Origin of the sequence: Streptomyces fildesensis (genome assembly GCF_016107395.1) — a bacterium.
Lineage (GTDB): Bacteria > Actinomycetota > Actinomycetes > Streptomycetales > Streptomycetaceae > Actinacidiphila > Actinacidiphila fildesensis.
In genome coordinates, this window is sequence record NZ_JAAIKO010000040.1 from 14,327 (window position 1) to 40,125 (window position 25,799).

The window sequence follows — 25,799 nt, forward strand, 5'->3', positions numbered from 1 at the left end:
CCCTTGTCGACCGTCGGCCGTCAGCTCCAGCCGTCCCGGTCATCCTAGGCGGGGGGTGTGACAGCGCGCCCGGGATCGCTCGGACCACGCCGGGTTCTGTCCTCAACCGGAAGATCCCGGGCCAGCAGGTCCATCATGAGACCGTCGTGCCACGTTCCGTCGGGGCCGCGCTCGTAGTCGCGCATGATGCCGACCGGCCGGAATCCCACCTTGGTGTAGCAGCGGATGGCAGCGGTGTTGTCGGCCGCCGGATCGATGATCAGCCGGTGGTGCCCGTGATCGGCGATCAGATGCCCGGCGAGGGTCCGCACGGCGTCGGTGCCCAGCCCGCGGCCGTGGCAGGCGGGGTCGAGGTAGATGTCGATGTTCGCGTGCCGGTAGTCGGGCTCCTCCTCGGCGCCCCACTGGATCGCGCCCACCACCCGGCCCTCGTGCTCGATGACGAAGACCTCGGTGTCCGGCTCGGCGAAGTCCTCGGCGACGGAGGCGGCCATCCGCTCCCGGTCACCGTGCCACCGTTCGTAGACCTCCGGGGTCGAGCGGATCGCGGCGAGCGCGGGAATGTCGGCGGCGGTGGCCGGACGCAGCGTGACCGACGCGCCGTGGAGAGTGGTCTGCATGCCGGGGACGTTACCGACCCGGCGGCGCGGCCACGACGCCCACCGCGGCCGCTCAGCCGGCTCCGGGGCGCACCAGCCCGCTTTCGTACGCGTACACCGCCGCCTGGACGCGGTCGCGCAAGCCCAGCTTGGTCAGCACATGCCCGACGTGGGTCTTCACGGTCGTCTCGCTGACGAACAGCTCCGCCGCGATCTCCGCGTTCGACAGCCCCCGCGCGACCAGCTTCAGCACCTCGACCTCGCGCTCGGTGAGGGTGTGCAGCGGCTGCGGCACGGACTCCTCGCCGGAGGGGAGCCGTCCCGCGTACTTGTCCAGCAGCCGGCGGGTGATGCTGGGCGCGAGCATGGCCTCGCCCGCCGCGACCACCCGGATCGCCTGCACCAGCTCGGCGGCCGGCGCGTCCTTGAGCAGGAAACCGCTGGCACCGGCGCGCAGCGCCTCGACCACGTACTCGTCCAGGTCGAAGGTGGTCAGCACAAGGACTTTCGCCGGTCCGTCCCGCCCGGGTCCGGTGATCTGGCGGGTCGCCTCGACCCCGTCCATCCGCGGCATCCGGATGTCCATCAGCACCACGTCGGGCTGCAGCGCCCGCACCTGGTCCAGAGCCTGCTGGCCGTCCCCGGCCTCACCGATCACGGCAAGGTCCGGCTCGGCCTCCAGAATCATGCGGAAGCCGGTACGCAGCAGCGGCTGGTCGTCCACCAGTAGGACGCGAATCGCCACAAGATCTCCCTCGTCGTTGCCGGACCCGCCCCATTCTTGCCTAGATCACGTCGTCACCGGACGGCGCGGGGCCCGGGAGCGGCAGCGGATAGGGCGGGGGAGTGCCCCCGAACTCCGGACAGACCGCCTGGTGGTCGCACCAGCCGCAGAGCTTGGTCCGCCGCGGCAGCCACTCGCCGGTCGCCGTGGCCTCGCGGATCGCGTCCCACAGCGCCAGCAGCTTGCGCTCCACGCTCAGCAGGTCCGCTTCCGACGGGTCGTACATGATCACGTCGCCGCTGCCCAGATAGACCAGCTGCAGCCGGCGCGGCACCACCCCGCGCAGCCGCCACAGCACCAGCGCGTAGAACTTCATCTGGAACAGCGCCTCGCCGGCGTACTCCGGGCGGGGCGCCTTGCCGGTCTTGTAGTCGACCACCCGCAGATCGCCGGACGGCGCCACATCGAGCCGGTCGACGTACCCGCGCAGCGTCAGCCCCGAGTCCAGCACCGTCTCCACGTACAGCTCCCGCTCGGCGGGCTCCAGCCGCGTCGGGTCCTCCAGCGTGAACCAGCGGTCGACGAGCTGCTCGGCGCTCTCCAGCCACCGGGTGAGGCCGGGTCCGTCCGCCACCTCGAAGAGCTGGGCCAGCTCGGGCCGGGCGGCCAGCAGCTTCTCCCACTCGCCCGGAACCATCGAACGGGCGCGGTCCGCCGTACGCTCGACAGCGGGGGAGTCGAAGAGCCGTTCGAGCACCGCGTGCACCACGGTGCCCCGGGTGGCCGCCTCGCTCGGCTTCTCCGGCAACTTGTCGATCACCCGCAACCGGTACAGCAGAGGACACCGCATGAAGTCCGACGCCCGTGACGGGGAGAGCGACGACGGTGGCCGGGGAGGGATGTCTGAGGTGCTGGTGCCCATGGCAGACGACCCTACGGCCTCCCGCCGACAGCCGGTGTCGGCCGCGGACCACCGGGCAATACCATCGATGGCAGAGCCCCTCGCATTGCAAGATCAATTCAGCCGGTGCGAGGGTTCACACATGAACGAGGGGAACCAGTGAGCGAGAGCGGGCAGCCGCCGTCCCAAGGCACGCAGGCCCAGCCGGGGAACGGTCAGAAGAAGAGCCCGCGCGAAGCCGGCGGCGGCATCCTCATGGGCCGCATCTTCGGCGTGCCCGTCTACGTCGCTCCCAGCTGGTTCCTGGTCGCGGCCCTCATCACCTGGGTCTTCGGCGGCCAGCTCGACAAGGTGCTGCCCGAACTCGGCAACATCCGCTACCTCGTCTCGCTCTTCTTCGCCGTCGCCTTCTACGCCTCGGTGCTCATCCACGAGCTCGCGCACACCGTCGCCGCCCTGCGCTTCGACCTTCCCGTGCGCCGTATCCAGCTGCAGTTCTTCGGCGGTGTCTCGGAGATCGAGAAGGAGTCCGAGACCCCCGGCCGGGAGTTCGTCCTCGCCTTCGTCGGCCCGCTGCTCTCCCTGGTGCTGGCCGGTGTCTTCTACGGCGGCATGCAGGTCGTCGAGCCCGGCACCGTCCCCGGGGTGCTGCTCGCCGGCCTCATGATCAGCAACCTGATCGTCGCGGTGTTCAACCTGCTGCCGGGCCTCCCGCTGGACGGCGGCCGGATGCTCCGGGCCGTCGTCTGGAAGATCACCGGCAAGCCGATGAGCGGCACGGTCGCCGCCGCCTGGACCGGCCGTGCGCTGGCCATCGCCGTCCTCGGACTGCCCCTGCTCACGTACGACAACACCGCCGACAGCAGCGGGTTCGACTCGCTCACCGACGCCCTGCTCGCCGCGATCCTGGCCGCCATCATCTGGACCGGCGCCGGGAACAGCCTGCGCATGGCCCGGCTGCGCGAACGCCTCCCCGACCTGCGGGCCCGCACCCTCACCCGGCGCGCCGTGCCCGTCAGCTCCGACACCCCGCTGTCCGAGGCACTGCGCCGCGCCAACGAGGCGGGCGCCCGTGCCCTGGTCGTCGTGGACGGCCAGGGGGACCCGACCGCGGTCGTCCGCGAGGCCGCCATCGTCGGCATCCCCGAGCACCGCCGCCCCTGGGTCGCGGTCAGCGGCCTGGCCCAGGACCTCAAGCCGGGCATGCGGGTCTCGACGGAACTGGCGGGCGAGGACCTGCTCGACACCCTGCGGGCGACGCCGTCGACGGAGTACCTGGTCGTCGAGCCGACGGGCGAGATCTACGGAGTGCTGTCCACGGCGGACGTGGAGAAGGCCTTCCTGGCCGCGATGGCCAGGCCCGCTTCTTAGGGGCTCGGATCGCCTCCGGGGCGCTACAGCCGCTCCATGGGTCCCCCCGGACGGGGTTCGGGGGAGGCCGACCGTGCTCGATCGCTCGTACCTCACGATCTCCGCGCGCTCTCCCGTTCGACAGCGACGCGCCCCTTCGGCTCACCCGCCCTGGCGAACCGAGCCCCAAAAAAGCCAGCTACGCTGTTCACATGTCCGAACCGACCGGTGCCGCCCGCCGTCGCGGCCCATTCCAAGTCGGGGACCAGGTCCAGCTCACCGACCCCAAGGGACGCCACTACACCTTCACGCTCGAAGCCGGAAAGCAGTTCCACACCCACAAGGGCGCTTTCCAGCACGACGAGTTGATCGGTGCTCCCGAAGGAAGTGTTGTCCGTACCACGGGGAACGTCGCCTACCTGGCGCTGCGTCCCCTGCTCCCCGACTATGTCCTGTCCATGCCACGCGGTGCCGCCGTGGTCTACCCCAAGGACGCGGGGCAGATCCTGGCGATGGCCGACATCTTCCCCGGCGCCCGGGTCGTCGAAGCGGGAGTCGGATCAGGCTCGCTCAGCAGCTTCCTGCTGCGCGCCGTCGGCGACCAGGGCATGCTGCACTCCTACGAGCGCCGCGCCGACTTCGCCGAGATCGCCACCCAGAACGTCCAGCGCTACTTCGGCGGGGAACACCCCGCCTGGCAGCTGACCGTCGGCGACCTCCAGGACCATCTGTCCGACACCGATGTCGACCGCGTCATTCTGGACATGCTCGCCCCTTGGGAATGCCTCGACGCCGTCTCGAAGGCGCTCGTCCCCGGCGGCATCCTGTGCTGCTACGTCGCCACCACCACGCAGATGGCCCGCACCGTCGAGTCCATCCGTGAGCACGGCACCTTCAACGAGCCCGCGGCCTGGGAGACCATGGTCCGCAACTGGCACGTCGAGGGTCTCGCGGTCCGTCCCGACCACCGCATGATCGGGCACACCGGCTTCCTGCTCACCGCCCGCCGGCTCGCCGACGGCGTGGAGCCGCCGATGCGCCGCCGCCGGCCCTCCAAGGGTTCGTACGGCGAGGACTACACCGGCCCCGGCAGCGAAAGCGGGGGCAAGCACGCGCCCGCCGCCTCGGCAGAGCCCGCTGAGGTGACTGCCGCCGAGACGCCCGCCGTCGAGGCGCCGGCCGCCCCCGAGGCGCCCGCCGAGTAGTACCGGGCCCACCGCCCCGCCGAGAGCCCGCCGAGAGCAACGGAAGGCGCCGGTGCCGGAACCCCCGCAAGGGTTCCGGCACCGGCGCCTCCCGCATTTCCGCTGTCCCGGTACTCCCGGCCGCACCTGCTGTTCCACCCGAGTGTGACGTGTGGCACCATGCTGGCCACCCCCCTCGAACGAACTCCCCAGGAGCCAGGCGAGTGCAGCCCTCCGCAGGACCGGCCCTTCCGCATACCCGAGCCCGCTCGGTGCACTGGATCTCCACCGCCGCGCTGCTCGGCGCGATCATCGGCGCCGGCGCCCTCGTCCAGCCCGCCGATGCCTCCACGCACGCCTCCCAGGCCACCCCACGGCCCGCACCGGACCCGAAGGCGGCCGTGTACCCGCTCGACTGCGCGGGGGCCCCGGTGGACGTCGTCAGCCGCGTCTCGGGGGATCTGGACCAGGACGGCAGGCCCGAGACCGTCGTCGTCGTGCACTGCCCGGCCGAGGCGGGCACCCCGCCGACCGGCGTCTTCGTCCTGACGGCCGGCGCGGCGCCGGGCAGCGCGCCGCGCATCGTCGCCACGCTGGTCGATCCGGCGGAGGAGCGCAGCATCACCGGCTTCGGGCTCCAGGGCCGCACCATCAGGGCGACGGTCCTCGGGTACTCCAGCGACACCACGCCGCGCTGCTGCCCGGACCAGAAGCGCGCGTACACCTGGCAGTGGCGGGCCGGGCGGTACTACGCCACGCCGGGTGCGCTCGCGAACAGCGTCTGAGCCGTCACCCGGCGCTGCCGGCCGTCACCGGCCGCCCGCCGGTTGTCACCCGGCGTCGGGACCGAACACCTCGACCCGGTCGGTGACGCGGCGGACATGGATGCAGTCGCCGGGGCACTCCTTGGCCGAATCCACCACATCGGTGAGCATCGTCAGCGGAACCGGCGCCGTGGCGCCCGGCGCCTGCCGCAGCTCGTCGTCGTGGCCCTTGACGTACGCCAGCCCGTCGATGTCGAGCTCGAACACCTCCGGCGCGTACTGCACACAGATCCCGTCGCCGGTGCACAAGTCCTGGTCGATCCAGACTTCCAGCTCTTCCGCGCCGGCCTCGGACACGTCACTCACGGGGTACCTCGCCTGCCGTTCATGGATCGGCCCGGACACGGACCGCAACAGTCCCTGACGGGTGTTGACCGAACCGACGATACAACCGGCCGCTTTCCGATGTTGATCCGTGGGTATCCCCCTGGCGTGAGGACGTACGCAAGGGTGAAGATCGGACACACCCCGACCGTCTTTGTGATCTAGGGGTTTCAACCCCCACCGGCCCAGGTAGGGTCTGGAAACGTCCAGCTCCCCTTGGAGGAGGTGAGGACCGTGGCGGCCCACGACGACGACATCACCCGTGGCGGCCGACCCGCTCGTGGTTCAGAAGACACCGCGAGCCAGGTCGCCTTTCTTGAGCAGGAAATCGCCGTCCTGCGACGTAAGCTCGCCGACTCTCCGCGTCACACGAGGATTCTCGAAGAGCGGATCGTCGAGCTGCAGACCAACCTGGCAGGCGTGTCCGCTCAGAATGAGCGGTTCGCGAACACTCTCCGCGAGGCCCGCGACCAGATCGTGGCCCTCAAGGAAGAAGTGGACAGGCTCGCACAGCCTCCTGCCGGTTTCGGCGTCTTTCTGCAGGCGAACGAGGACGGAACGGCGGACATCTTCACCGGCGGCCGAAAGCTGCGGGTGAACGTCAGCCCCTCCGTCGAACTTGAAGACCTCCGGCGAGGTCAGGAACTCATGCTCAATGAAGCGCTCAATGTGGTCGAGGCCATGAAGTACGAGCGCGTCGGCGACATCGTCACCCTCAAGGAGATCCTTGAGGACGGCGAACGAGCCCTGGTCGTCGGACACACCGATGAGGAGAGGGTGGTGTGGCTCGCCGAGCCACTCCTGGACGGCGCTCTCCGCGTAGGCGACGCACTTCTGCTGGAGCCCCGCTCCGGCTACGTGTACGAGAGGGTCCCCAAGAGCGAGGTCGAGGACCTCGTACTCGAAGAGGTCCCTGACATCGACTACCAGCAGATCGGCGGCCTCGCCGGTCAGATCGAGCAGATCCGGGACGCGGTCGAACTCCCGTATCTGCACGCGGATCTGTTCAAGGAGTACGAGCTGCGCCCGCCCAAGGGCGTGCTGCTCTACGGCCCCCCCGGCTGCGGAAAGACCCTCATCGCCAAGGCAGTGGCCAACTCCCTTGCCAAGAAGGTCGCCGAAGTCACGGGACAGCCGCAGGGGAAGAGCTACTTCCTGAACATCAAGGGTCCCGAACTCCTCAACAAGTACGTCGGTGAGACCGAGCGTCAGATCCGCCTGGTCTTCCAGCGAGCCAGGGAGAAGGCGAGCGAGGGCACCCCCGTCATCGTCTTCTTCGACGAGATGGAATCCCTCTTCCGCACCCGCGGATCCGGTGTCAGCTCGGACGTGGAGAACACCATCGTCCCCCAGCTGCTCGCCGAGATCGACGGGGTGGAGGGCCTGGAGAACGTCATCGTCATCGGCGCCTCCAACCGCGAGGACATGATCGACCCGGCGATCCTGCGGCCCGGCCGTCTGGACGTCAAGATCAAGATCGAGCGGCCGGACGCCGAGGCGGCCAAGGACATCTTCTCGAAGTACCTGGTTCCGACACTCCCGCTCAACAGCGAGGACCTGTCGGAGCACGGCGGATCGAAGGCCGGCACCGTCGAGGCCATGATCCAGGCCGTCGTCGAGCGGATGTACACCGAAACGGAGGAGAACCGCTTCCTGGAGGTCACGTACGCCAACGGCGACAAGGAGGTCCTGTACTTCAAGGACTTCAACTCCGGAGCGATGATCCAGAACATCGTGGACCGGGCCAAGAAGATGGCGATCAAGGCCTTCCTCGACCACAACCAGCGCGGTCTTCGCGTTGCCCACCTGCTCGCCGCCTGTGTCGACGAGTTCAAGGAGAACGAGGACCTGCCCAACACCACCAACCCCGACGACTGGGCCCGCATCTCCGGCAAGAAGGGCGAGCGGATCGTGTTCATCCGCACGCTCGTCACCGGAAAGCAGGGCGCGGACACCGGCCGCTCCATCGACACCGTGGCCAACACCGGGCAGTACCTGTAAAGCAGACCTCCGGCTGCGGGCGCCCCGACCGGGTTCCCGCAGCCGGAGTGTTTGTCCACAGGTAGGCCAGGACCGGAGCAATGAGTGAAATGATCTCCCCACCGCCGCCATCGCGTTCTAGGCTCTTCCGTACCGCGCCATGCAGTGCGGCTCAGGGAACAGCAGTCGCGCTCGGGCCATATGCGCAGCGGTACTTGAGCGTCAGCCCCAGCACGGGGCGGCGCCGGGCAAGGAGGGCCGCATGACCGTACGGCGAGTAATGGGTATCGAGACGGAGTACGGCATCTCCGTTCCCGGCCACCCGAACGCCAATGCCATGCTCACCTCGTCCCAGATCGTCAACGCGTACGCGGCGGCGATGCACCGGGCGCGCCGCGCCCGCTGGGACTTCGAGGAAGAGAATCCGCTCCGTGACGCCCGGGGCTTCGACCTCGCCCGTGACACGGCGGACTCGAGCCAGCTCACCGACGAGGACATCGGCCTGGCCAATGTCATCCTCACCAACGGCGCGCGGCTCTACGTCGACCACGCCCACCCGGAGTACTCCTCACCCGAGGTCACCAACCCGCTCGACGCCGTCCTGTGGGACAAGGCGGGCGAGCGCATCATGGCCGAGGCCGCAGAACGGGCCGCGCAGCTCCCCGGCGCCCAGCCGATCCACCTGTACAAGAACAACACCGACAACAAGGGCGCGTCCTACGGCACCCACGAGAACTATCTGATGAAGCGGGAGACCCCCTTCTCGGACATCGTGCGCCATCTGACGCCGTTCTTCGTCTCGCGCCAGGTCGTCACCGGGGCCGGCCGCGTCGGCATCGGCCAGGACGGCCACGACCACGGCTTCCAGCTGAGCCAGCGCGCCGACTACTTCGAGGTCGAGGTCGGCCTGGAGACCACCCTCAAACGCCCCATCATCAACACCCGGGACGAACCGCACGCGGACGCGGAGAAGTACCGGCGGCTGCACGTCATCATCGGGGACGCCAACCTCTCCGAGATCTCGACCTACCTCAAGCTCGGCACCACCGCCCTGGTGCTGTCGATGATCGAGGACGGCTTCATCAAGGTGGACCTGGCCGTGGACCAGCCGGTGCGCACCCTGCACCAGGTCAGCCACGACTCCACACTGCAACATCTCATCACGCTCCGCAGCGGCCGGACGCTGACCGCCGTACAACTCCAGATGGAGTACTTCGACCTGTCCCGCAAGTACGTCGAGGAGCGGTTCGGCGCCGACGCGGACGACCAGACGAAGGATGTCCTCAGCCGCTGGGAGGACGTCCTGAACCGGCTGGAGAACAACCCGATGAGCCTGTCGGGCGAGCTGGACTGGGTCGCCAAGAAAGAGGTCCTGGAGGGCTACCGGCGCCGTGACGGCCTGGAATGGGACGCCGCGCGCCTGCACCTCGTGGACCTCCAGTACGCCGACGTACGGCCCGACAAGGGCCTCTACAACCGTCTGGTGGCCCGCGGCCGCATGAAACGGCTGCTGGACGAGCCTGCGGTCGTACGGGCCGAGACCAAGCCCCCCGAGGACACCCGCGCCTACTTCCGCGGCCGCTGCCTGGAGCAGTACGCCGACGACGTCGCCGCCGCCTCCTGGGATTCGGTCATCTTCGATCTGCCGGGCCGGGACTCCCTGCAGCGGGTGCCGACCCTGGAGCCGCTACGCGGCACCCGCAACCACGTCAAGGAGCTCCTGGACCGCTGTCGTACGGCGGAAGACTTGGTCCGCATCCTTTCCGGCGGCTGAAATGGCCCAGAACCGGGAATCAAGCAAGTGAGCGGAAACAGGGCCGATGTCGGACCCGGCTTGTAGGGTCTGATCAAGTGGGAAACGCAACCGAGCGGGGTGAGCGTCATGGCTACGAAGGACACCGACGGCGGACAGCAGAAGGCGACACGCGCCACAGAAGAAGTCGAAGAGGTAGCGCAGGACGCGCAAGCCTCGGACGAACTCAAGGAGCGCCACGAGAAGCTCTCGGAGGACGTCGACGACATCCTGGACGAAATCGACGATGTACTCGAGGCCAATGCTGAGGATTTCGTGAGGTCCTTCGTTCAGAAGGGTGGACAGTAGTCCACGTATATGAACGACGCGAAATCGAAGCGCTGCTCTCGGTGTAAAGGGACGCTGCCGCACGGCGCCTTCGCCGGCAATCGGTCGACGGAGGATGGTCTTCAGGCGTACTGCCGGAACTGCTCAGCCGAGTATTGCCGGCAGCGTCAAGAAGCCAAAGGCCGTGCGGTCCGGCCGAAGTTCGAGGTACCGGAAGGCTCCAAGAGGTGCCCGCAGTGCGAAACGATCAAGCCGTTTGCGGACTGGGAACGCAATTCCACTTCGCCTGACGGCTGGTCCAGCTACTGCAGGCCCTGTCGCGCCGGCCGCAACCGTGAGAGCTACTTCAAGCGGAAGTACGGCATCACGATATCCGAGCGTGACGAGCTGATCGCCTCTCAAGCGGGCGTGTGCCCGATCTGTTTGGCCGCTTCGGCAGAACATGTGGATCACTGCCACGAGACGGGTAGGGTCCGAGGCGTACTGTGCTTCAGCTGCAATGCCGCGCTGGGGCAGTTGAAAGACCGGCCTGATGCCATCCGCCGGGCTGCCGCTTACCTGGAAGGAAACGTGTGGAAGCCAACACTCGTAGCACAGGGCGTCTACCGGCTGCCTTCCTGACGCCTGGCTCGTCCTCGTTCATCGACTTCCTCGGCGAGCACTCACCGGATCTGCTGCCCCGCAACCGGAGCCTGCCGCCGCTCCAGGGCGCCGTCGAGATCCCGCACGGCACGACCATCGTCGCCGCGACGTTCCCCGGCGGGGTGATCCTCGCCGGTGACCGGCGCGCGACGATGGGCAACATCATCGCGCAGCGGGACATCGAGAAGGTCTTCCCGGCCGACGAGTACTCGGCCGTGGGCATCGCCGGCACCGCCGGGCTGGCCGTGGAGATGGTGCGGCTGTTCCAGCTGGAGCTGGAGCACTACGAGAAGATCGAGGGCGCGGTGCTCTCCCTGGAGGGCAAGGCGAACCGGCTCTCCACGATGATCCGTGGGAACCTCGGGATGGCGCTCCAGGGACTGGCCGTCGTTCCGCTGTTCGCCGGATACGACGTGGACCGCGAAAAGGGCCGGATCTTCTCCTACGACGTGACGGGCGGGCGCTCCGAGGAGCACGGCTTCGCGTCGACCGGATCGGGTTCGGTCTTCGCCCGCGGTTCGATGAAGAAGCTGTACCGCAAGGATCTGACGGAGGACCAGGCGATCACGCTGGTCGTACAGGCCCTGTACGACGCGGCCGATGACGATTCGGCCACCGGCGGACCGGACCTGGCGCGGCGCATCTATCCGATCGTCACCGTCATCACCGACGAGGGCTTCCGCAGGCTCACCGAGGACGAGTCCTCCGACGTCGTCCGTGCCATCCACGAGCGCCGGCTGGAACAGCCCGACGGCCCGCGTGCCGAGCTGCTCTGACGGTCCGGCAGGACCGGATCGAGAAGAAGACCCTCGTCACCTGACAGAAAGGGACGGATAGCCGGTGTCGACGCCGTTCTATGTCTCACCCCAGCAGGCCATGGCCGACCGTGCGGAGTACGCCCGCAAGGGCATCGCGCGCGGCCGCAGCGTCGTCGTGCTGCAGTACACCGACGGCATCGTGTTCGTCGCCGAGAACCCGTCCCGCGCGCTCCACAAGGTCAGCGAGATCTATGACCGGATCGCGTTCGCGGCGGTGGGCAAGTACAACGAGTTCGAGAACCTGCGGATCGGCGGCGTGCGCTACGCCGACCTGCGCGGCTACACCTACGACCGTGAGGACGTCACGGCCCGCGGTCTGGCCAACGTCTACGCCCAGACCCTGGGCACCATCTTCTCCAGCGTCGGCGAGAAGCCGTACGAGGTGGAGCTGATCGTCGCGGAGGTCGGCGCGGCCGCCGAGGACGACCAGATCTACCGGCTGCCGCACGACGGCTCGATCGTCGATGAGCACGGCGCGGTGGCGGTCGGCGGCAACTCGGACTCGATCGGCGCGTATCTGGACCAGCGGCACCGCGACGGCATGACGCTCGCGGAGGCGCTGAAACTGGCGGCCGAGTCCCTCGGCCGGGACAGCAACGGCGGGGAACGCACGCTCACCGCCGAGCAGTTGGAGGTCGCGGTGCTGGACCGGACGCGACCGCAGCAGCGCAAGTTCAAGCGGATCCTGGGTCGTCAGCTGGCCCGTCTCCTGGAGGCGGACAGCGCTGCGACCACCAAGACGGATGATCCTTCGGACGAGGAAGAGGAGTAGCCGGCGGCCCGCCGCGTGGCTTGTGCCGGTGCTCCGGTGACGGGGGCCGGGTCCTCCGGGGCGGGGCTTCGAAATCGACTATTTACGGGCCTGGCGGCCCACAAATAGCTCGGCAGCATTTCGAAACCCCACCCCTGCGGACCCGGCCCCCTCACGTTCGCTCCCGCCTGCCGGAGGGGGTGTCTCACGCCGCCGGCGGCCCCGTCGAACCGCGGACCACGAGTTCCACCGGGAGGTCGGCGCTGTTCGCCGGGCGGCCGTCCAGGACGGCCAGCAGCGCCGCCATGCCCCGGCCGCCGATCTCGTCGGCGGGGAGCCGGACCGTGGTGAGTTCCGGTTCGACCGCGGTGGCGAGCGCGAGGTCGTCGAATCCGGTCACGGACACATCGGCCGGCACCCGCAGGCCCAGTCGGCGGGCGGCCTTGCACGCACCGGCGGCGAGGATGTCGTCGTCGCAGACCAGGGCAGTGGGCCGGGGCCCGGGCCGGGTGAGGGCGCGTTCGGCGGCGAGCCGTGCGTCCTCGACGCTGTGCGCGGAGCGCTCGGTGTGCAGGGTCACGTCGCCCGTGCCCGCCAGCGTGCCGGCCAGTGCGGCGGCGCGGACGTGGAACGTCCAGGTGTCGACCGCTGAGGCCATATGAGTGAACCGGCGGTGCCCGAGGCCGAGCAGACAGCGGGCCACCTGCCGCATCCCGTCGGCGATGTCGAAGTTGACGGTGGCGCCGGCGCCGGCCGCGCCGGGGTCGCTGTCGAGCATCACGAGCGGCAGGTCGCCGCCGCCGATGGCGTCGAGCGCGTCGGCGGCCATCGAGGACGCGATGACGCCGTCGAGCGAGGCGCGGGCCGAGCCGAAGGGGTCGCGGGCCGGCCCGATGCCGTCGGGTGACGGGTAGAGCACCACGCCGAACTCGTGCTCCGCCGCGACGCGGGCGGCGCCGGTGTAGACCCGGGCGAAGTACTCGTTGGTCAGGGCCGGGACGACCAGCAGGGCCGTCCGGGTGCGGCCGAGCCGGAGGTTGCGGGCGGCGAGGTTCGGCCGGTAGCCCAGTGCCAGGGCCGCCGCCCGGACCGCTTCCGCCGTGCGCTCGGAGACCCGCCCGCGGGACTTTCCGCCCAGGACCAGCGAAACGGTCGCCTGCGAGACACCCGCGGCCCGCGCCACGTCCCGTGAGGTGGGGCGTGCGGTATCGGTCACTCCGGGCATCCTTCCGGTCCCCGCGGATGGACCCGCGGCCTGCCGTCATGGTACGTATGACGCATCAAGTTATACGTAACACTTCGGCGGCGACGGGCGGCGACCGGGGGAGGGGAGCCGGCATGGCGGCGGGGTACGGGGATCTTCTGAGGACGCGGTATGCCGGCCGGCTGCTCGGCGGCACGCTGATCGGCCGGCTGCCCAACGCGACGGCCGCGCTGTGCATCGTGCTGCTGACCCGCTCCGAAGGGGGCAGCTACTCGCTCGCCGGTTCGCTGGGCGCGCTCTACGGGCTGGGCACGGCCATCGGCCAGCCGCTGCTGGGCCGGATCGTCGACCGGTACGGCCAGCCGCGGGTGATGCTCCCCGCGGCCGTCCTGTCGGCCGCCGGCATGGTGCTGTTCGCCCTGGTGGGCCCCGACCCGCTGCCGGTGGCCTGTGTGGCGATGGCGGTCGCCGGGCTGTTCACCCCGCCGCTGGAAGGCGGGCTGCGCGCGCTGTGGCCCGGCGTCCTCAAGAGCGAGGACCGGCTGCACGCCGCCTACGCCCTGGACGCCGCCGCCCAGGAGCTGCTGTTCACCATCGGCCCGGTCCTCGTCACCGGCCTGGTCGCGCTGTTCTCCGAGGCCGCCGCCGTGCTGTGGATCGCGGCGGTCGGCGTCGTGGGCGCGCTGGGCGTCGTGACGGCCCCGCCGTCCCGCGAGTGGCGGGCGGAACCGCGGGCCGCCGACTGGCTCGGACCGCTGCGCGCCCCGGGGCTGCGCGCGCTGATCGGCTGCCTGTTCTTCGTCGGTGTCGCGCTCGGCTCGATCGCGGTCGCCGCGGTCGCGTACGGGGATGTGCACGGCGGCGGCATGGTGAACGGCTATCTGCTGTCGGCGCTCGGGCTCGGCGCGCTCATCGGCGGTGTGACGTACGGCGCCAGGACCTGGCCGGGTACGCCGGAGCGCCGGCTGCGGGTGCTCACCGTCGGACTGGCCGTCTGTTACGCGCCCTTGGTGCTCGTCCCCGGGGTGGTCGCGATGACGGTCCTGTCCGGGCTCGCGGGGGTGTTCCTGGCGCCGGTACTGGCCTGCGCGTTCGTGGTGGTGGACCGGCACGCGCCGAGCGGCACGGTGACCGAGGCGTTCTCCTGGCTGGTGACCGCGATCGGCGTCGGCGCCTCGCTGGGAACGGCCGCCGCGGGACCCGCCGCGCAGTTCGGCGGGGTCGCCGCCGGATTCGCCGTCGCGGCGGCCGGTGGATTCATCGCACTGGCGGTGCTGGTCGCGACCGCCCGATTCCTCGCGTCCCCAAACCTGAAAACCGAGTTGGAAAAAGATCGAATCGGTGGGGTCGAACCCGGTTTCACGACCACGCATCAGGCGTAATGTTCAGTCATGGACCGCCGCATTTTCGGGCTGGAGAACGAGTACGGCGTCACATGCACGTTCAGGGGGCAGCGGCGTCTGTCTCCTGACGAGGTGGCGCGGTACCTCTTCCGCCGTGTCGTGTCATGGGGCCGGAGCAGCAATGTCTTTCTGCGCAACGGCGCCCGCCTCTACCTCGATGTCGGCTCGCACCCGGAGTACGCCACTCCGGAGTGTGACAATCTGACCGAGCTGGTCACCCATGACAAGGCCGGCGAACGCATCCTCGAAGGCCTTCTGGTGGACGCCGAACGGCGTCTGCACGAAGAGGGCATCGCCGGCGATGTCTATCTGTTCAAGAACAACACCGACTCCGCGGGAAACTCCTACGGATGTCACGAGAATTACCTCGTCGCGCGACACGGCGAGTTCTCCCGCCTCGCCGACATCCTCATTCCGTTCCTGGTCACCCGGCAGATGATCTGCGGCGCGGGCAAGGTGCTGCAGACGCCGCGCGGTGCGGTCTTCTGCGTCAGCCAGCGGGCGGAGCACATCTGGGAGGGCGTCAGCTCGGCGACCACCCGTTCCCGACCCATCATCAACACCCGTGACGAGCCGCACGCGGACGCGGAGCGCTACCGGCGCCTGCACGTCATCGTCGGCGACTCGAACATGTCCGAGACGACCATGCTGCTGAAGGTCGGTGCCACCGACCTCGTGCTGCGCATGATCGAGGCGGGCATCGTGATGCGGGATCTGACCCTGGAGAACCCGATCCGGGCGATCCGCGAGGTCAGCCATGACATCACCGGCCGCCGCAAGGTGCGGCTGGCCACCGGCCGCGAGGCGTCCGCCCTGGAGATCCAGGAGGAGTACTACTCCAAGGCTGTTGACTTCTGCGAACGCCGCGGGATCCGCAACGGCGTGATCGAGCAGGTGCTGGAGCTGTGGGGCCGCGCGCTGGAGTCGATCGGCAGCGGTGACCTGGCGGCCATCGGCACCGAGATCGACTGGGTGATGAAGTACCAGCTGATCGAGCGCTACCGGAACCGGGACAACATCACGATGTCCCACCCGCGCGTCGCCCAACTGGACCTCGCCTATCACGACATCCACCGCCGCCGGGGGCTGTACTACCTGCTGGAGAAGAAGGGCCAGGCCAAGCGGATCTGCAGTGATCTGAAGATCTTCGAGGCGAAATCCGTTCCTCCGCAGACCACTCGGGCCAGGCTGCGCGGCGATTTCATCCGGCGCGCGCAGGAACAGCGGCGTGATTTCACGGTCGACTGGGTGCATCTGAAGCTCAATGACCAGGCGCAGCGAACAGTGCTGTGCAAAGACCCGTTCCGATCGGTCGACGACCGGGTGGAGAAGCTCATCGCCGGAATGTGATCGACGAAAGCCGGAACGTGATCGGCAGTGGCTCGTGTTCAGGGGCCCCGCGCGCTGTGGCGTGCGGGGCCCCTGGCATGCCGGGGTCCTGTGATGCGGGGCAGGCCGTAGAGTGACCGCTACTGACGGACCATCCCAGCTACCCCGAGGACCACTGTGCGACGCCGACTCGCTGCCGCGCTCATCGTGCCGGCTCTGATGCTCACCGCGGCCTGCGGAGGAGGGGACGGCTCGGACAAGAAGGCCGACTCGCCGACCCCCAAGCCCTCCGCGACGCCTACGCAGCACGCGGCTCCCAAGCCGGTGTCGTCGGCCGCGCCGATGCCCACCGTCGCCGGTGAGCTGGGCAAGAAGCCGACCATCACCATCCCCAAGGGCGACCCGAGCGGGAAGTTCGTCGTGAGCACCGTGACCGCGGGCACCGGCCCGGAGGTCAAGAAGAACGACCTGGTGGTCACCAAGTTCGCCGGCAAGATCTGGAAGAGCGGCAAGGAGATCGGCGGCTCCTACGACAAGGGCGGCGCCGCGCAGGTCATCCCGGCCGGCTCGCCGACGATCATCCCGGCCTTCAGTGACGCCGTACTGGGCCAGAAGGTCGGCAGCCGCGTCCTGGTCGTCGCCCCGCCGGCCGCCGCGTTCGGCTCGCAGGGCAAGCAGGAGCTGGGTATCACCGGCACCGACACCCTCGTCTTCGTGCTCGACATCGACCGGATCATGCCGAGCCATGTCACGGGCACGCAGTCCGCCATCCCGTCCGACCTGCCGAAGGTGGACGCGGAGAAGGCGGAGGCGGCGAAGATCACGGTGCCGAAGAACGACCCGCCGAAGACGCTCGTCGACAAGGTCCTGATCGAGGGCACGGGCGATGTGATCAAGAGCGGTCAGACGGTCTACATGCAGTACAGCGGCGCGGCCTGGAAGCCCAACGAGGGCAAGGACACGGCCAAGCTGTTCGACGACAGCTGGAAGACCGGGGCGCCGTTCAGCACCGTCATCGGCCAGGGTCAGGTCATCGAGGGCTGGGACAAGGGCCTCGTCGGCAAGAAGGTCGGCAGCCGGGTGCTGCTCGTCATCCCGCCGGAGCAGGCGTACAAGGCCGAGGCCAAGGGAGCCGACCTTCCGGCCAACTCCACCCTCGTTTTCGTCGTGGAGATTCTCGGAGCAGTGTAAGACTGTCCGGGTTGTCCGCAACGTATCAAGGAGTTACCGCAGTGAGCATCGAGAAGCCCGAGATCGATTTCCCCGTTGGCGAGCCGCCGGCCGACCTCGAGATCAAGGAGATCTGGGAGGGCACCGGCGAGGAGGCCAAGGCGGGTCAGAACGTCAGCGTCCACTACGTGGGCGTGTCGTTCAGCACGGGTGAGGAGTTCGACGCCAGCTGGAACCGCGGTTCCGCGTTCACCTTCCCGCTCGGTGGCGGCCGCGTCATCAAGGGCTGGGACCAGGGCGTGCAGGGCATGAAGGTCGGCGGCCGCCGCCAGCTGACCATCCCCGCGCACCTCGCCTACGGCAACCAGAGCCCCACCCCGGCGATCAAGCCGGGCGAGACTCTGATCTTCGTCGTGGACCTGATCTCGGTCTGAGCAGGCGCGTGTCCGGGGGCCCACGCCGGCAGGCGTGGGCCCTCGCTTTTGCCGCAGCTCCCCGGAGCGGTACGGTCGTCGATCGAGAGCTGAAGACGAAGGGTGCGCGATGGCGATTGCCAAGGCCGAGCGACTGATGAACCTGGCGCTGTGCCTGATGAACACCCGGCGTCCCGTCAGCAAACGGGAACTGCGCGAGTCGATCGAGGCCTATCACGAGATAGGTTCCGACGACGCGTTCAACCGGATGTTCGAGCGCGACAAGGACGATCTGCGGGAACTCGGGCTCATCATCGAGACGGTGGAGAGCGTCGACGGCGATGTGGGCTATCTGGCCCGCCGTGACCGCAACCGGCTGCCCGAGATCGCGCTGGACGCCGAGGAGGCCGCCGCGCTGAGCCTGGCCGCCAAGGTGTGGCAGCAGGCCCGGCTGGCCGAGGCCGCCAGTGGCGCGCTGCAGAAACTCCGGGCGGCGGGCGTGCCGTTCGAGGACACCCACAGCGCGCTGGAACCGCGAATCCCCACCCCGGAACCGGCGTTCGAGCCGCTGATGGTCGCGACGCGCGAGCGCCGGGCCGTCTCCTTCGACTACCGCAAGGCGAACGCGGTGCGCCCCGAGCCGCGGCAGGTCGAGCCGTGGGCCCTGGAGTGCTGGCGCGGCCACTGGTACCTGGCCGGCTGGGACCGTGACCGCGGCGCGGTCCGGGTCTTCCGGCTCTCCCGCATCTCCGGCAAGGTCCGCTCCCGCGGCGGTGCCTTCAGCGCCCCGGTCCCCGACCACGTGGACGTCCGTGCCGCCGTCGCCAGCTGGGCCGGCGAGGGCGCCACCGCGACCGCCCGGATCCGGCTGCGCCGCGACTCGGGCTATCCGCTGCGCGCCAAGGCCGTGACGTCCGAGCCGGTGGACGCCGAATGGGACGAACTGGAGATCCCGTACGGGCATGGACTCGACGCCTGGCTGGTGGAGTTCGGCCCCGACGTGGTGGTCCTGGAACCCGCCGAACTGCGGGCCGATGTGGTGGACCGGCTGCGTGCCGTGGCCAAGGACTGACGGGACTTCACGACATGGCGAACGCGATCGACCAGACCCGGCGGATGCTCTCCCTGGTCACCTATCTGCGGGAGCGCCCCGGCGCCCGCGTCACCGATGTGGCCCGCGCCTTCGGCGTCACCGAGGCCGAGCTGATCGGCGACCTGAACGTGCTGCCGCTGTGCGGTACGAGCTTCCGCGGCGGTGACCTGCTCGACATCGACACCGACGGCGAGCGGATCTGGTGGCACAACGTCGACGATGTGGCGCAGCCGCTGCGGCTGGCCGCCGACGAGGCCACGGCGCTGCTCGTGGCGGCGCGGGCGGTGGCGAACCTGCCGGGGCTGCGCGACAGCGACCGGCAGGCGCTGCTGCGGGCCACCGCGAAGCTGGAGACCGCGGCCGGCGAGGTGGCGGCCGCCAGCTCCCAGCTCTCGGTGACCTTCGAGTCCGAGGGCAGCGTCTTCGCCGATGTGGACCGGGCCATCGCCGAACGGCGCCGGCTGTGGATCCGCTACTACTCGCCGGCCCGGGACGCGCTGACCGAGCGGGAGGTGGACCCGATCCGGCTCTTCGCGGTCGGCCACACCTACTTCGAGGGCTGGTGCCGGCTGTCGGAGGACCGCAGGACCTTCCGGCTCGACCGGGTCGCGGAGATCAAACTGCTCGACGAGCCGTCCGACCCGCCGCGGATCGAGCCGCGCGACCTGTCCCTCGGGCTGGTGCAGCCGGCGGGCGACGACCCGGAGGTCGTCATCGAGGTGGGTCCCGGCGGCCGCTGGGTCGCCGAGTACTACCCGTACGACAGCGCCGACGAGCTGCCCGACGGGGGCCTGCGGATCAGCCTGCGCACCCCCGACCCGGGTTCGCTGCGCCGGCTCGCGCTGCGGCTGGGCCGGGACGGCCGGATCGTCTCGCCGGCCGACCTCGCGGACCGGGCGCGGGAGGCCGCCGTGCTGGCGCTGGCGGCGTACGGAGAATAGGGAGTGACGATGACGGGGGCAGCGACCTCGACGATGACGGCCCCGGCGCCGTCCGCGGTGCTCTTCAAGGCCGCGTGCCCGGACTGCCGCGGCTGTTTCGAGCTGGCGTCGCAGGAGCTGCGGCTGGCGATCGGCCGCACCCACCGGACCACGTTCTACTCCTTCACCTGTCCGGAGTGCGGGCTGGCGGTCCGCAAGCCGGCGGGGGAGCGGATCATCGAGCTGCTCACCGGTGGCGGGGTGCGCACCATGCGCCTGCACATCTGCTGACGCCGACGCCGGCGCCACGGCCGCCGTCCGGAGGCCCGGCCGGCCGCGGTGCCCCGGTGCCCCGGTGCCCCGAGGACATCCGGGCGCCGGCCGAGCCGATAGGGTCGGTGCCATGTGGTGGCTCTACCTGTACGTCGGCCTCTCGACCGCCGGCATCCTCGTGCTCGGCGCACTCGCCGTCCGGCTCTTCGCCGAGGTCCAGCGGCTGGCCCGGCAGGTGGCCAGGAGCACCGACGACCTCTCCCGCGCCGCCGACCGGCTGAGCCGGGCCGCGGAGCCGCTCGCGGAGCGCGCGGGGGACATCTCCCGGCAGTGACGCGCCACCCGCCGGCCCCTGGACCTGGCGTGATCCCGGGTTCGCGGACCGGGACCGCTCCGGTGTTACACAACGGCTCTCGTTCCCGGCCGTCCCGGAGGGTACGCTGCGTAACGTGGCCCCATGAATGAGCGGCAGGGGTCGCACCTGGTGGTTGCCGACGGGTTGCCGGTCGTTTACCACCGCAGGCTACGATCACAGCCAGTACGGCGGTACGGACACACGTCCGGGTCGCCGAAGACATGGACCCACGCCGCCTCGGTGAGAAGGTAGACACTTATGCTCGGCAATCTCAAGCCCCTCGAGATCGTCCTCATCCTTCTCGTCATCATCTTGCTGTTCGGCGCCAAGAAGCTTCCCGACATGGCCCGGTCGCTCGGCAAGTCGGCCCGCATCCTCAAGAGCGAGGCCAAGGCGATGAAGAAGGACGACGAGGCTCCGGTGGCCGACACCCACACCGCAGAGTCCACGCCCGCCGCGCCGAAGACGATCCAGGCCGCGCCCGGCGATGTGACCAGCGCCCGCCCGGTGACGGAGCCGAACCACACCACCCAGGGCTGACCTCAGCCCGTACCGGTTCGCAACAAGCCGCTGACGGCTGCCGCACGAGACGAGGACGTGGGTGCTCAAGTCTGCCCGCAAGCAGGAGAAGGATCCCGAAGGGCGCATGCCGCTCGCGGATCACCTGCGTGAGTTGCGCAACCGGCTGCTGAAGTCGGTACTGGCGATTATCGTCGTCACGATCGTCGCGTCGTTCTTCTACCGCGACATCATCCAATTCTTCATGCACCCGGTGCTGAAGTCCGTGGGCTGCGTCAACGGCCAGATCAAGGGCGCCGACGGCCAGCCGTGCGCGGAGATGACGGTGAACGGGCTGACCGGCCCGTTCGCGATCGCCATGAAGGTCTCCCTGATGGCCGGCCTGGTGGCCACGACGCCGATCTGGCTGTACCAGCTCTGGGCGTTCCTCGCGCCGGGACTGCACACCAAGGAGAAGCGCTACGCGATCTCCTTCGTCGCCGCGGGCGTGCCGCTCTTCCTCGGCGGCGGCTATCTCGCCTACGTGATCCTGCCGCAGACCGCGCAGATCATGATCGACCTGACGGTCGACGACGCGCGCAACCTGTTCCCGCTCGACGACTACCTCGACCTCGTCGTGCGCATGATCATCGTCTTCGGCTGCGCCTTCGAACTGCCGCTGCTGCTGGTGCTGCTGAACTTCACCGGAGTGCTCACCGCCAAGCGCATGCTCGGCTGGTGGCGGGTGATGGTCCTCGGCATCACGATCTTCGCCGCGGTGGCCACGCCCACCGGCGACCCGTTCTCGATGTCGCTGCTCGCCGCTCCCATCGTGTTCCTGTACTTCGGGGCCGTGGGGATCGCGTTCTTCAACGACCTCCGCAAGCGCCGCCGCCGCGAGGCCGATCCGGACTTCTCGCTCGACGACGACGAGGCGTCCAGCCTCGACCACATTCCCGAGCAGGTCGGCGCCGCACCGGCCCCGGCCGCGTCGGAGCGTCCCACCGACGACTTCGACGACGCCACCTGATCCCGACCGTCGCACCTCGACCGTCGTCGCTCGCCGCTCGACCTCGACGCGGGTGATCACGCGCGGTAGGGTCCGCGCGTGACCAGCGACATCACGCTCTTCGTCAATCCCACCGCGGGGCGCGGCCGGGGCGCGCAGGCCGCGCAGCCGGCCGCCCACGCGCTGCGGGAGGCCGGGTTCACTGTCCGCACCGTCGTCGGCCAGGACGCCGCCGACGCCCTCGTACGGGCTCGCGAGGCGGTCGCCGCGGGGACCGGCGCACTGGTGGCCGTCGGCGGCGACGGGATGGTCTCACTGGCGCTGCAGGCGGTGGCGGGCACCGACACCCCACTGGGCGTGATCGCGGTGGGTACCGGCAACGACTTCGCCCGCGCCACCGGGCTGCCGGTCCGCGACCCCGCGGCCGCCGGCCGCGCGGTGGCCGACGCGCTCAAGGACGGGCGCACCCGGGCCGTCGACCTGGGCAGGGTGGGGGACCGCTGGTTCGGGACCGTACTGGCCTCCGGCTTCGACTCGCGGGTCAACGACCGCGGCAACCGGATGCGCTGGCCCACCGGGCGCTTCCGCTACGACGTCGCGATGCTCGCCGAACTCGCCGCCCTGCGCCCGATCCCGTACCGGATCCAGCTCGACGACGGCCCGGAACGGGAGATCGAGGCGACCCTGATCGCGGTCGGCAACGGGTCGTCGTACGGCGGCGGTATGCGGATCTGTACCGACGCGGCCCTCGACGACGGGCTGTTCGACATCACCGTCGTCGGGCCGTGCAGCCGCACCACGCTCCTGACGGTCTTCCCCCGGGTGTACCGGGGGACGCATCCCAGCCATCCGAAGGTCACCGTGCACCGGGCGGCGCGGGTGCGGCTCGCCGCGGACGGGGTGACGGGATACGCGGACGGTGAGCGGATGGGGCCGCTGCCGATGACCGCCGTGACGGTGCCGGGGGCCCTGCGGCTACTGGTCTGATGTTCGACCGCGCTGGTCCGCCGCCCGTCCGCCGCGGGTCCGGGCGTCGATACGAATAAAAGATCACGCGGTGTGTCGGTGGGGGCCGGTACGCTCGGTGGCAAGATGACCGATGAGATGTCCCCCGCCGAGCGCTACGCCGCAGACCGGCGTCGCGCGGCCGATCAGGCCACTGCCCTCGCGCCGTTCCGCGCGCTGTACGACTTCGACCTGGATCCGTTCCAGATCGCGGCATGTCAGGCTCTGGAGGCCGGAAGCGGAGTGCTGGTCGCCGCGCCGACCGGCTCCGGAAAGACCATTGTCGGCGAGTTCGCCGTCCACCTCGCCCTCACCGAGGGCCGCAAGTGCTTCTACACCACCCCGATCAAGGCCCTGTCGAACCAGAAGTTCAGCGACCTCGTCCAGCGGTACGGCGCGGACAAGGTCGGTCTGCTGACCGGTGACAACAGTGTCAACGGCGACGCACCGGTGGTCGTGATGACCACCGAGGTGCTGCGCAACATGCTCTACGCCGGATCCTCGGCGCTCGACGGCCTCGGCTATGTCGTGATGGACGAGGTCCACTACCTCTCCGACCGGTTCCGCGGTGCCGTCTGGGAAGAGGTGATCATCCACCTCCCGCAGTCCGTGACGCTGGTGTCGCTGTCGGCGACCGTCTCCAACGCCGAGGAGTTCGGCGACTGGCTCGACACGGTGCGCGGCAGCACCGAGGTGATCGTCTCGGAGCACCGCCCGGTGCCGCTGTGGCAGCACGTGCTGGCCGGCCGCCGGATGTACGACCTCTTCGAGGAGAAGGAGGGCGCCGCCGAGGCCGCCCGCCGTGAGGTCAACCCGGACCTCGTACGCCTCGCCCGGATGGAGAACCAGCGGACCGTCCACCCCCGTGACCGGCACAAGCGCGGTTACGAGGCGGACCGGGAGCGGGAGCGCCGGTCGAGCGGCAAGGTCTGGACGCCCAGCCGCGCCGATGTGATCGACCGGCTCGACTCCGAGGGGCTGCTGCCGGCCATCACCTTCATCTTCAGCCGGGCCGGCTGCGAGGCGGCCGTCCAGCAGTGCCTGTACGCCGGGCTGCGGCTGAACAGCGACGAGAACCGGGAGCGGGTCCGGGCCATCGTCCAGGAGCGCACCAAGGCGATCCCGGACGAGGACCTGCACGTCCTGAAGTACTTCGAGTGGCTGGAGGGCCTGGAGCGCGGCGTCGCCGCGCACCACGCCGGCATGTTGCCGACCTTCAAGGAGGTCGTCGAGGAGCTGTTCCTCAAGGGCCTGGTCAAGGCGGTCTTCGCCACCGAGACCCTGGCCCTGGGCATCAACATGCCGGCCCGCTCCGTGGTGCTCGAGAAGCTCGTGAAGTGGAACGGCGAGACGCACGCCGACATCACCCCCGGCGAGTACACCCAGCTGACCGGCAGGGCCGGCCGCCGCGGTATCGACGTCGAGGGCCATGCCGTCGTGCTGTGGCAGCGCGGCTTCGACCCGGGCGCGGTCGCGGGGCTGGCCGGCACCCGGACGTATCCGCTGCGCTCGTCCTTCAAGCCGTCGTACAACATGGCGGTCAACCTGGTCGGCCAGTTCGGGCGGCACCGCTCACGGGAGCTGCTGGAGACCTCCTTCGCGCAGTTCCAGGCCGACCGGTCGGTCGTCGGGATCTCCAAGCAGGTGCAGCGCAACGAGGAGGGGCTCGACGGCTACAAGGAGTCGATGACCTGCCACCTCGGCAACTTCGACGACTACATGCGGCTGCGCCGCCAGTTGAAGGAGCGCGAGGCCGAACTGTCGCGGCAGGGCGCCACGCAGCGGCGGGCCGCCGCGTCGGACGCGCTGGAGAAGCTCAAGCCGGGCGACATCATCCATGTCCCGGCGGGCAAGTACGCCGGGCTCGCGCTGGTGCTCGAACCCGGTGTCCCGGCCGGCCGCAGCCCCGGCCACCGGCGGCACGAGGACCATCAGGACGGCCCGCGTCCGCTGGTGCTCACCGCCGAACGGCAGGTCAAGCGGCTGGCGCAGATCGACTTCCCGGTGCCGGTCGAAGCCGTCGACCGGATGCGGATCCCGAAGTCGTTCAACCCGCGCAGCCCGCAGTCCCGCCGCGACCTGGCCTCCGCGATGCGGACCAAGGCAGGGCACTACGAGCCGGAGCGGCACCGCAAGTCGCGGGCCGCGGCGGCCGACGACACCGAGATCGCCCGGATGCGCACCGAGATCCGCGCGCACCCCTGCCACGGGTGCGACGAGCGCGAGGACCACGCCCGCTGGGCGGAGCGCTATCACCGGCTGGCGCGCGACACCAAGCAGTTGGAGCGGCGCATCGAGGGCCGCACCAACACCATCGCGCGCACCTTCGACCGGATCTGCGGGCTGCTCACCGAGCTCGGCTATCTGCAGGGCGAGCAGGTCACCGCCGACGGCAAGCGGCTCGCCCGGCTCTACGGCGAGCTGGACCTGCTGGCCAGTGAGTGCCTGCGCGAGGGCGTCTGGGACGGCCTCGGCCCGGCCGAACTGGCGGCGTGCGTCTCGGCGCTGGTCTTCGAGGCCCGCCAGTCCGACGACGCGCTGGCGCCCAAGCTCCCGACCGGCAACGCCAAGGAGGCGCTCGCCGAGATGGTCAGGATCTGGGGCCGGCTCGACGCGCTGGAGGAGGACCACCGGATCCACCAGACCGAGGGCGTCGGCCAGCGCGAGCCGGACCTCGGCTTCGCCTGGCCGGTCTACCGCTGGGCGTCGGGCCACGGCCTGGACGCGGTCCTCGGTGACGCCGAGATGCCGGCCGGTGACTTCGTCCGCTGGTGCAAGCAGGTCATCGACGTACTCGGCCAGATCTCCGACGCGGCCCCCACCGACAGCCCGGTCCGCAAGAACGCCCGCAAGGCCGTCGACGCCCTGCGCCGCGGAGTAGTGGCGTACTCCTCAGTGGGCTGAGCCCACGCCGTACCCGACACCCCGTCCGCCGGATCCACCGGTGGGC

At 69.8% G+C, this 25,799-nt stretch carries 26 protein-coding genes; 21 read left to right on the forward strand and 5 right to left on the reverse strand.

The genetic code is table 11. The features are described from left to right. Positions 1-44 precede the first annotated feature (44 nt). Genes C6N31_RS33580 through C6N31_RS33590 form a run of 3 tightly spaced genes read right to left on the reverse strand, consistent with a single transcriptional unit; the run spans position 45 to position 2,245 of the window. Positions 45-620, reverse strand: coding sequence for a GNAT family N-acetyltransferase (locus C6N31_RS33580; RefSeq protein WP_198358930.1), 576 nt, complete (start codon positions 618-620; stop codon positions 45-47). 52 nt (positions 621-672) lie between these two features. After that, complete coding sequence (locus C6N31_RS33585) at positions 673-1,344, reverse strand: response regulator (protein WP_138354806.1); 672 nt, start codon at positions 1,342-1,344, stop codon at positions 673-675. 40 nt (positions 1,345-1,384) lie between these two features. After that, on the reverse strand, positions 1,385-2,245 hold the full coding sequence (locus C6N31_RS33590) for a RecB family exonuclease (RefSeq protein ID WP_138354807.1): 861 nt from the start codon (positions 2,243-2,245) through the stop codon (positions 1,385-1,387). Between the two features lie 138 nt (positions 2,246-2,383). Between C6N31_RS33590 and C6N31_RS33595 the strand changes: the two genes are divergently transcribed. The 3 genes from C6N31_RS33595 to C6N31_RS33605 all read left to right on the forward strand — a co-directional run bounded on the left by C6N31_RS33595 (position 2,384) and on the right by C6N31_RS33605 (position 5,543). Further along, on the forward strand, positions 2,384-3,595 hold the full coding sequence (locus C6N31_RS33595) for a site-2 protease family protein (RefSeq protein WP_244809099.1): 1,212 nt from the start codon (positions 2,384-2,386) through the stop codon (positions 3,593-3,595). A gap of 191 nt (positions 3,596-3,786) precedes the next feature. Continuing rightward, positions 3,787-4,779, forward strand: coding sequence for a tRNA (adenine-N1)-methyltransferase (locus tag C6N31_RS33600; protein ID WP_232485981.1), 993 nt, complete (start codon positions 3,787-3,789; stop codon positions 4,777-4,779). Between the two features lie 203 nt (positions 4,780-4,982). Further along, complete coding sequence (locus C6N31_RS33605; protein ID WP_138354808.1) at positions 4,983-5,543, forward strand: hypothetical protein; 561 nt, start codon at positions 4,983-4,985, stop codon at positions 5,541-5,543. Positions 5,544-5,588: 45 nt separating this feature from the next. Here the strand turns inward: C6N31_RS33605 and C6N31_RS33610 are convergent, their stop codons facing one another. Next, a complete protein-coding gene (locus tag C6N31_RS33610) occupies positions 5,589-5,888 on the reverse strand; it encodes a ferredoxin (protein WP_138354809.1) in 300 nt (99 codons plus the stop codon). A 252-nt stretch (positions 5,889-6,140) separates the two neighbouring features. Between C6N31_RS33610 and arc the strand changes: the two genes are divergently transcribed. From arc to prcA, 6 genes are all read left to right on the forward strand, one after another. Then, positions 6,141-7,907, forward strand: coding sequence for a proteasome ATPase (arc, locus tag C6N31_RS33615; RefSeq protein WP_138354810.1), 1,767 nt, complete (start codon positions 6,141-6,143; stop codon positions 7,905-7,907). Positions 7,908-8,148: 241 nt separating this feature from the next. Next, a complete protein-coding gene (gene dop / locus C6N31_RS33620; RefSeq protein WP_138354811.1) occupies positions 8,149-9,660 on the forward strand; it encodes a depupylase/deamidase Dop in 1,512 nt (503 codons plus the stop codon). Positions 9,661-9,768: 108 nt separating this feature from the next. Next, on the forward strand, positions 9,769-9,987 hold the full coding sequence (locus C6N31_RS33625) for a ubiquitin-like protein Pup (protein ID WP_138354812.1): 219 nt from the start codon (positions 9,769-9,771) through the stop codon (positions 9,985-9,987). A gap of 9 nt (positions 9,988-9,996) precedes the next feature. Next, positions 9,997-10,587: an endonuclease VII domain-containing protein gene (locus C6N31_RS33630; RefSeq protein ID WP_198358932.1), complete on the forward strand. Its 591-nt coding sequence runs from the start codon at positions 9,997-9,999 to the stop codon at positions 10,585-10,587. Further along, entirely contained in the window at positions 10,539-11,384 is an 846-nt protein-coding gene (prcB, locus tag C6N31_RS33635) for a proteasome subunit beta (protein WP_198358942.1), read from the forward strand. Before C6N31_RS33630 ends, prcB begins: the two co-directional genes overlap by 49 nt. 64 nt (positions 11,385-11,448) lie before the next feature. Next, a complete protein-coding gene (prcA, locus tag C6N31_RS33640; RefSeq protein ID WP_138354815.1) occupies positions 11,449-12,198 on the forward strand; it encodes a proteasome subunit alpha in 750 nt (249 codons plus the stop codon). Between the two features lie 184 nt (positions 12,199-12,382). Here the strand turns inward: prcA and C6N31_RS33645 are convergent, their stop codons facing one another. Next, positions 12,383-13,402 carry a LacI family DNA-binding transcriptional regulator gene (locus C6N31_RS33645; protein WP_138354816.1) on the reverse strand — a complete coding sequence of 340 codons (1,020 nt, stop codon included), beginning with the start codon at positions 13,400-13,402 and terminating at the stop codon, positions 12,383-12,385. 113 nt (positions 13,403-13,515) lie between these two features. On the opposite strand from C6N31_RS33645, the gene C6N31_RS33650 reads away from it, so the two are divergent. From C6N31_RS33650 to C6N31_RS33705, 12 genes are all read left to right on the forward strand, one after another. After that, on the forward strand, positions 13,516-14,763 hold the full coding sequence (locus C6N31_RS33650; RefSeq protein ID WP_138354817.1) for an MFS transporter: 1,248 nt from the start codon (positions 13,516-13,518) through the stop codon (positions 14,761-14,763). A 9-nt stretch (positions 14,764-14,772) separates the two neighbouring features. Beyond that, entirely contained in the window at positions 14,773-16,134 is a 1,362-nt protein-coding gene (gene pafA / locus C6N31_RS33655) for a Pup--protein ligase (RefSeq protein ID WP_138354818.1), read from the forward strand. Between the two features lie 156 nt (positions 16,135-16,290). After that, positions 16,291-17,304 (forward strand): FKBP-type peptidyl-prolyl cis-trans isomerase, encoded by a 1,014-nt coding sequence (locus C6N31_RS33660; protein ID WP_138354819.1) that lies wholly within the window; start codon positions 16,291-16,293, stop codon positions 17,302-17,304. Between the two features lie 41 nt (positions 17,305-17,345). Continuing rightward, positions 17,346-17,717: an FKBP-type peptidyl-prolyl cis-trans isomerase gene (locus C6N31_RS33665; protein WP_138354820.1), complete on the forward strand. Its 372-nt coding sequence runs from the start codon at positions 17,346-17,348 to the stop codon at positions 17,715-17,717. Positions 17,718-17,826: 109 nt separating this feature from the next. After that, positions 17,827-18,768: a helix-turn-helix transcriptional regulator gene (locus tag C6N31_RS33670; protein WP_138354821.1), complete on the forward strand. Its 942-nt coding sequence runs from the start codon at positions 17,827-17,829 to the stop codon at positions 18,766-18,768. Between the two features lie 14 nt (positions 18,769-18,782). Continuing rightward, positions 18,783-19,730 (forward strand): helix-turn-helix transcriptional regulator, encoded by a 948-nt coding sequence (locus C6N31_RS33675; RefSeq protein ID WP_138354822.1) that lies wholly within the window; start codon positions 18,783-18,785, stop codon positions 19,728-19,730. Between the two features lie 9 nt (positions 19,731-19,739). Beyond that, the gene (locus C6N31_RS33680) at positions 19,740-20,000 is read left to right on the forward strand and encodes a hypothetical protein (protein ID WP_138354823.1); all 261 of its coding nucleotides are present in this window, start codon (positions 19,740-19,742) and stop codon (positions 19,998-20,000) included. 112 nt (positions 20,001-20,112) lie between these two features. Continuing rightward, complete coding sequence (locus tag C6N31_RS33685; RefSeq protein ID WP_138354824.1) at positions 20,113-20,316, forward strand: hypothetical protein; 204 nt, start codon at positions 20,113-20,115, stop codon at positions 20,314-20,316. A gap of 279 nt (positions 20,317-20,595) precedes the next feature. Next, on the forward strand, positions 20,596-20,877 hold the full coding sequence (tatA, locus tag C6N31_RS33690; protein WP_138354825.1) for a Sec-independent protein translocase subunit TatA: 282 nt from the start codon (positions 20,596-20,598) through the stop codon (positions 20,875-20,877). A 61-nt stretch (positions 20,878-20,938) separates the two neighbouring features. Further along, entirely contained in the window at positions 20,939-21,865 is a 927-nt protein-coding gene (gene tatC, locus C6N31_RS33695; RefSeq protein ID WP_138354826.1) for a twin-arginine translocase subunit TatC, read from the forward strand. 78 nt (positions 21,866-21,943) lie between these two features. After that, positions 21,944-22,831 carry a diacylglycerol kinase gene (locus C6N31_RS33700; RefSeq protein WP_138354827.1) on the forward strand — a complete coding sequence of 296 codons (888 nt, stop codon included), beginning with the start codon at positions 21,944-21,946 and terminating at the stop codon, positions 22,829-22,831. Between the two features lie 105 nt (positions 22,832-22,936). Beyond that, positions 22,937-25,753 (forward strand): DEAD/DEAH box helicase, encoded by a 2,817-nt coding sequence (locus tag C6N31_RS33705; RefSeq protein WP_198358951.1) that lies wholly within the window; start codon positions 22,937-22,939, stop codon positions 25,751-25,753. Positions 25,754-25,799: the final 46 nt, after the last annotated feature.

What these genes read in the sequence shown, in the direction of transcription:
- C6N31_RS33580 (WP_198358930.1), bottom strand. Translation starts at nt 620, where the DNA reads ATGCAGACCACTCTCCACGGCGCGTCGGTCACGCTGCGTCCGGCCACC.
- C6N31_RS33590 (WP_138354807.1), bottom strand. Translation starts at nt 2,245, where the DNA reads ATGGGCACCAGCACCTCAGACATCCCTCCCCGGCCACCGTCGTCGCTC.
- C6N31_RS33600 (WP_232485981.1), top strand. Translation starts at nt 3,787, where the DNA reads ATGTCCGAACCGACCGGTGCCGCCCGCCGTCGCGGCCCATTCCAAGTC.
- dop (WP_138354811.1), top strand. Translation starts at nt 8,149, where the DNA reads ATGACCGTACGGCGAGTAATGGGTATCGAGACGGAGTACGGCATCTCC.
- C6N31_RS33625 (WP_138354812.1), top strand. Translation starts at nt 9,769, where the DNA reads ATGGCTACGAAGGACACCGACGGCGGACAGCAGAAGGCGACACGCGCC.
- C6N31_RS33630 (WP_198358932.1), top strand. Translation starts at nt 9,997, where the DNA reads ATGAACGACGCGAAATCGAAGCGCTGCTCTCGGTGTAAAGGGACGCTG.
- C6N31_RS33645 (WP_138354816.1), bottom strand. Translation starts at nt 13,402, where the DNA reads ATGCCCGGAGTGACCGATACCGCACGCCCCACCTCACGGGACGTGGCG.
- C6N31_RS33650 (WP_138354817.1), top strand. Translation starts at nt 13,516, where the DNA reads ATGGCGGCGGGGTACGGGGATCTTCTGAGGACGCGGTATGCCGGCCGG.
- pafA (WP_138354818.1), top strand. Translation starts at nt 14,773, where the DNA reads ATGGACCGCCGCATTTTCGGGCTGGAGAACGAGTACGGCGTCACATGC.
- C6N31_RS33670 (WP_138354821.1), top strand. Translation starts at nt 17,827, where the DNA reads ATGGCGATTGCCAAGGCCGAGCGACTGATGAACCTGGCGCTGTGCCTG.
- C6N31_RS33675 (WP_138354822.1), top strand. Translation starts at nt 18,783, where the DNA reads ATGGCGAACGCGATCGACCAGACCCGGCGGATGCTCTCCCTGGTCACC.
- C6N31_RS33680 (WP_138354823.1), top strand. Translation starts at nt 19,740, where the DNA reads ATGACGGGGGCAGCGACCTCGACGATGACGGCCCCGGCGCCGTCCGCG.
- C6N31_RS33685 (WP_138354824.1), top strand. Translation starts at nt 20,113, where the DNA reads ATGTGGTGGCTCTACCTGTACGTCGGCCTCTCGACCGCCGGCATCCTC.
- tatA (WP_138354825.1), top strand. Translation starts at nt 20,596, where the DNA reads ATGCTCGGCAATCTCAAGCCCCTCGAGATCGTCCTCATCCTTCTCGTC.
- C6N31_RS33705 (WP_198358951.1), top strand. Translation starts at nt 22,937, where the DNA reads ATGACCGATGAGATGTCCCCCGCCGAGCGCTACGCCGCAGACCGGCGT.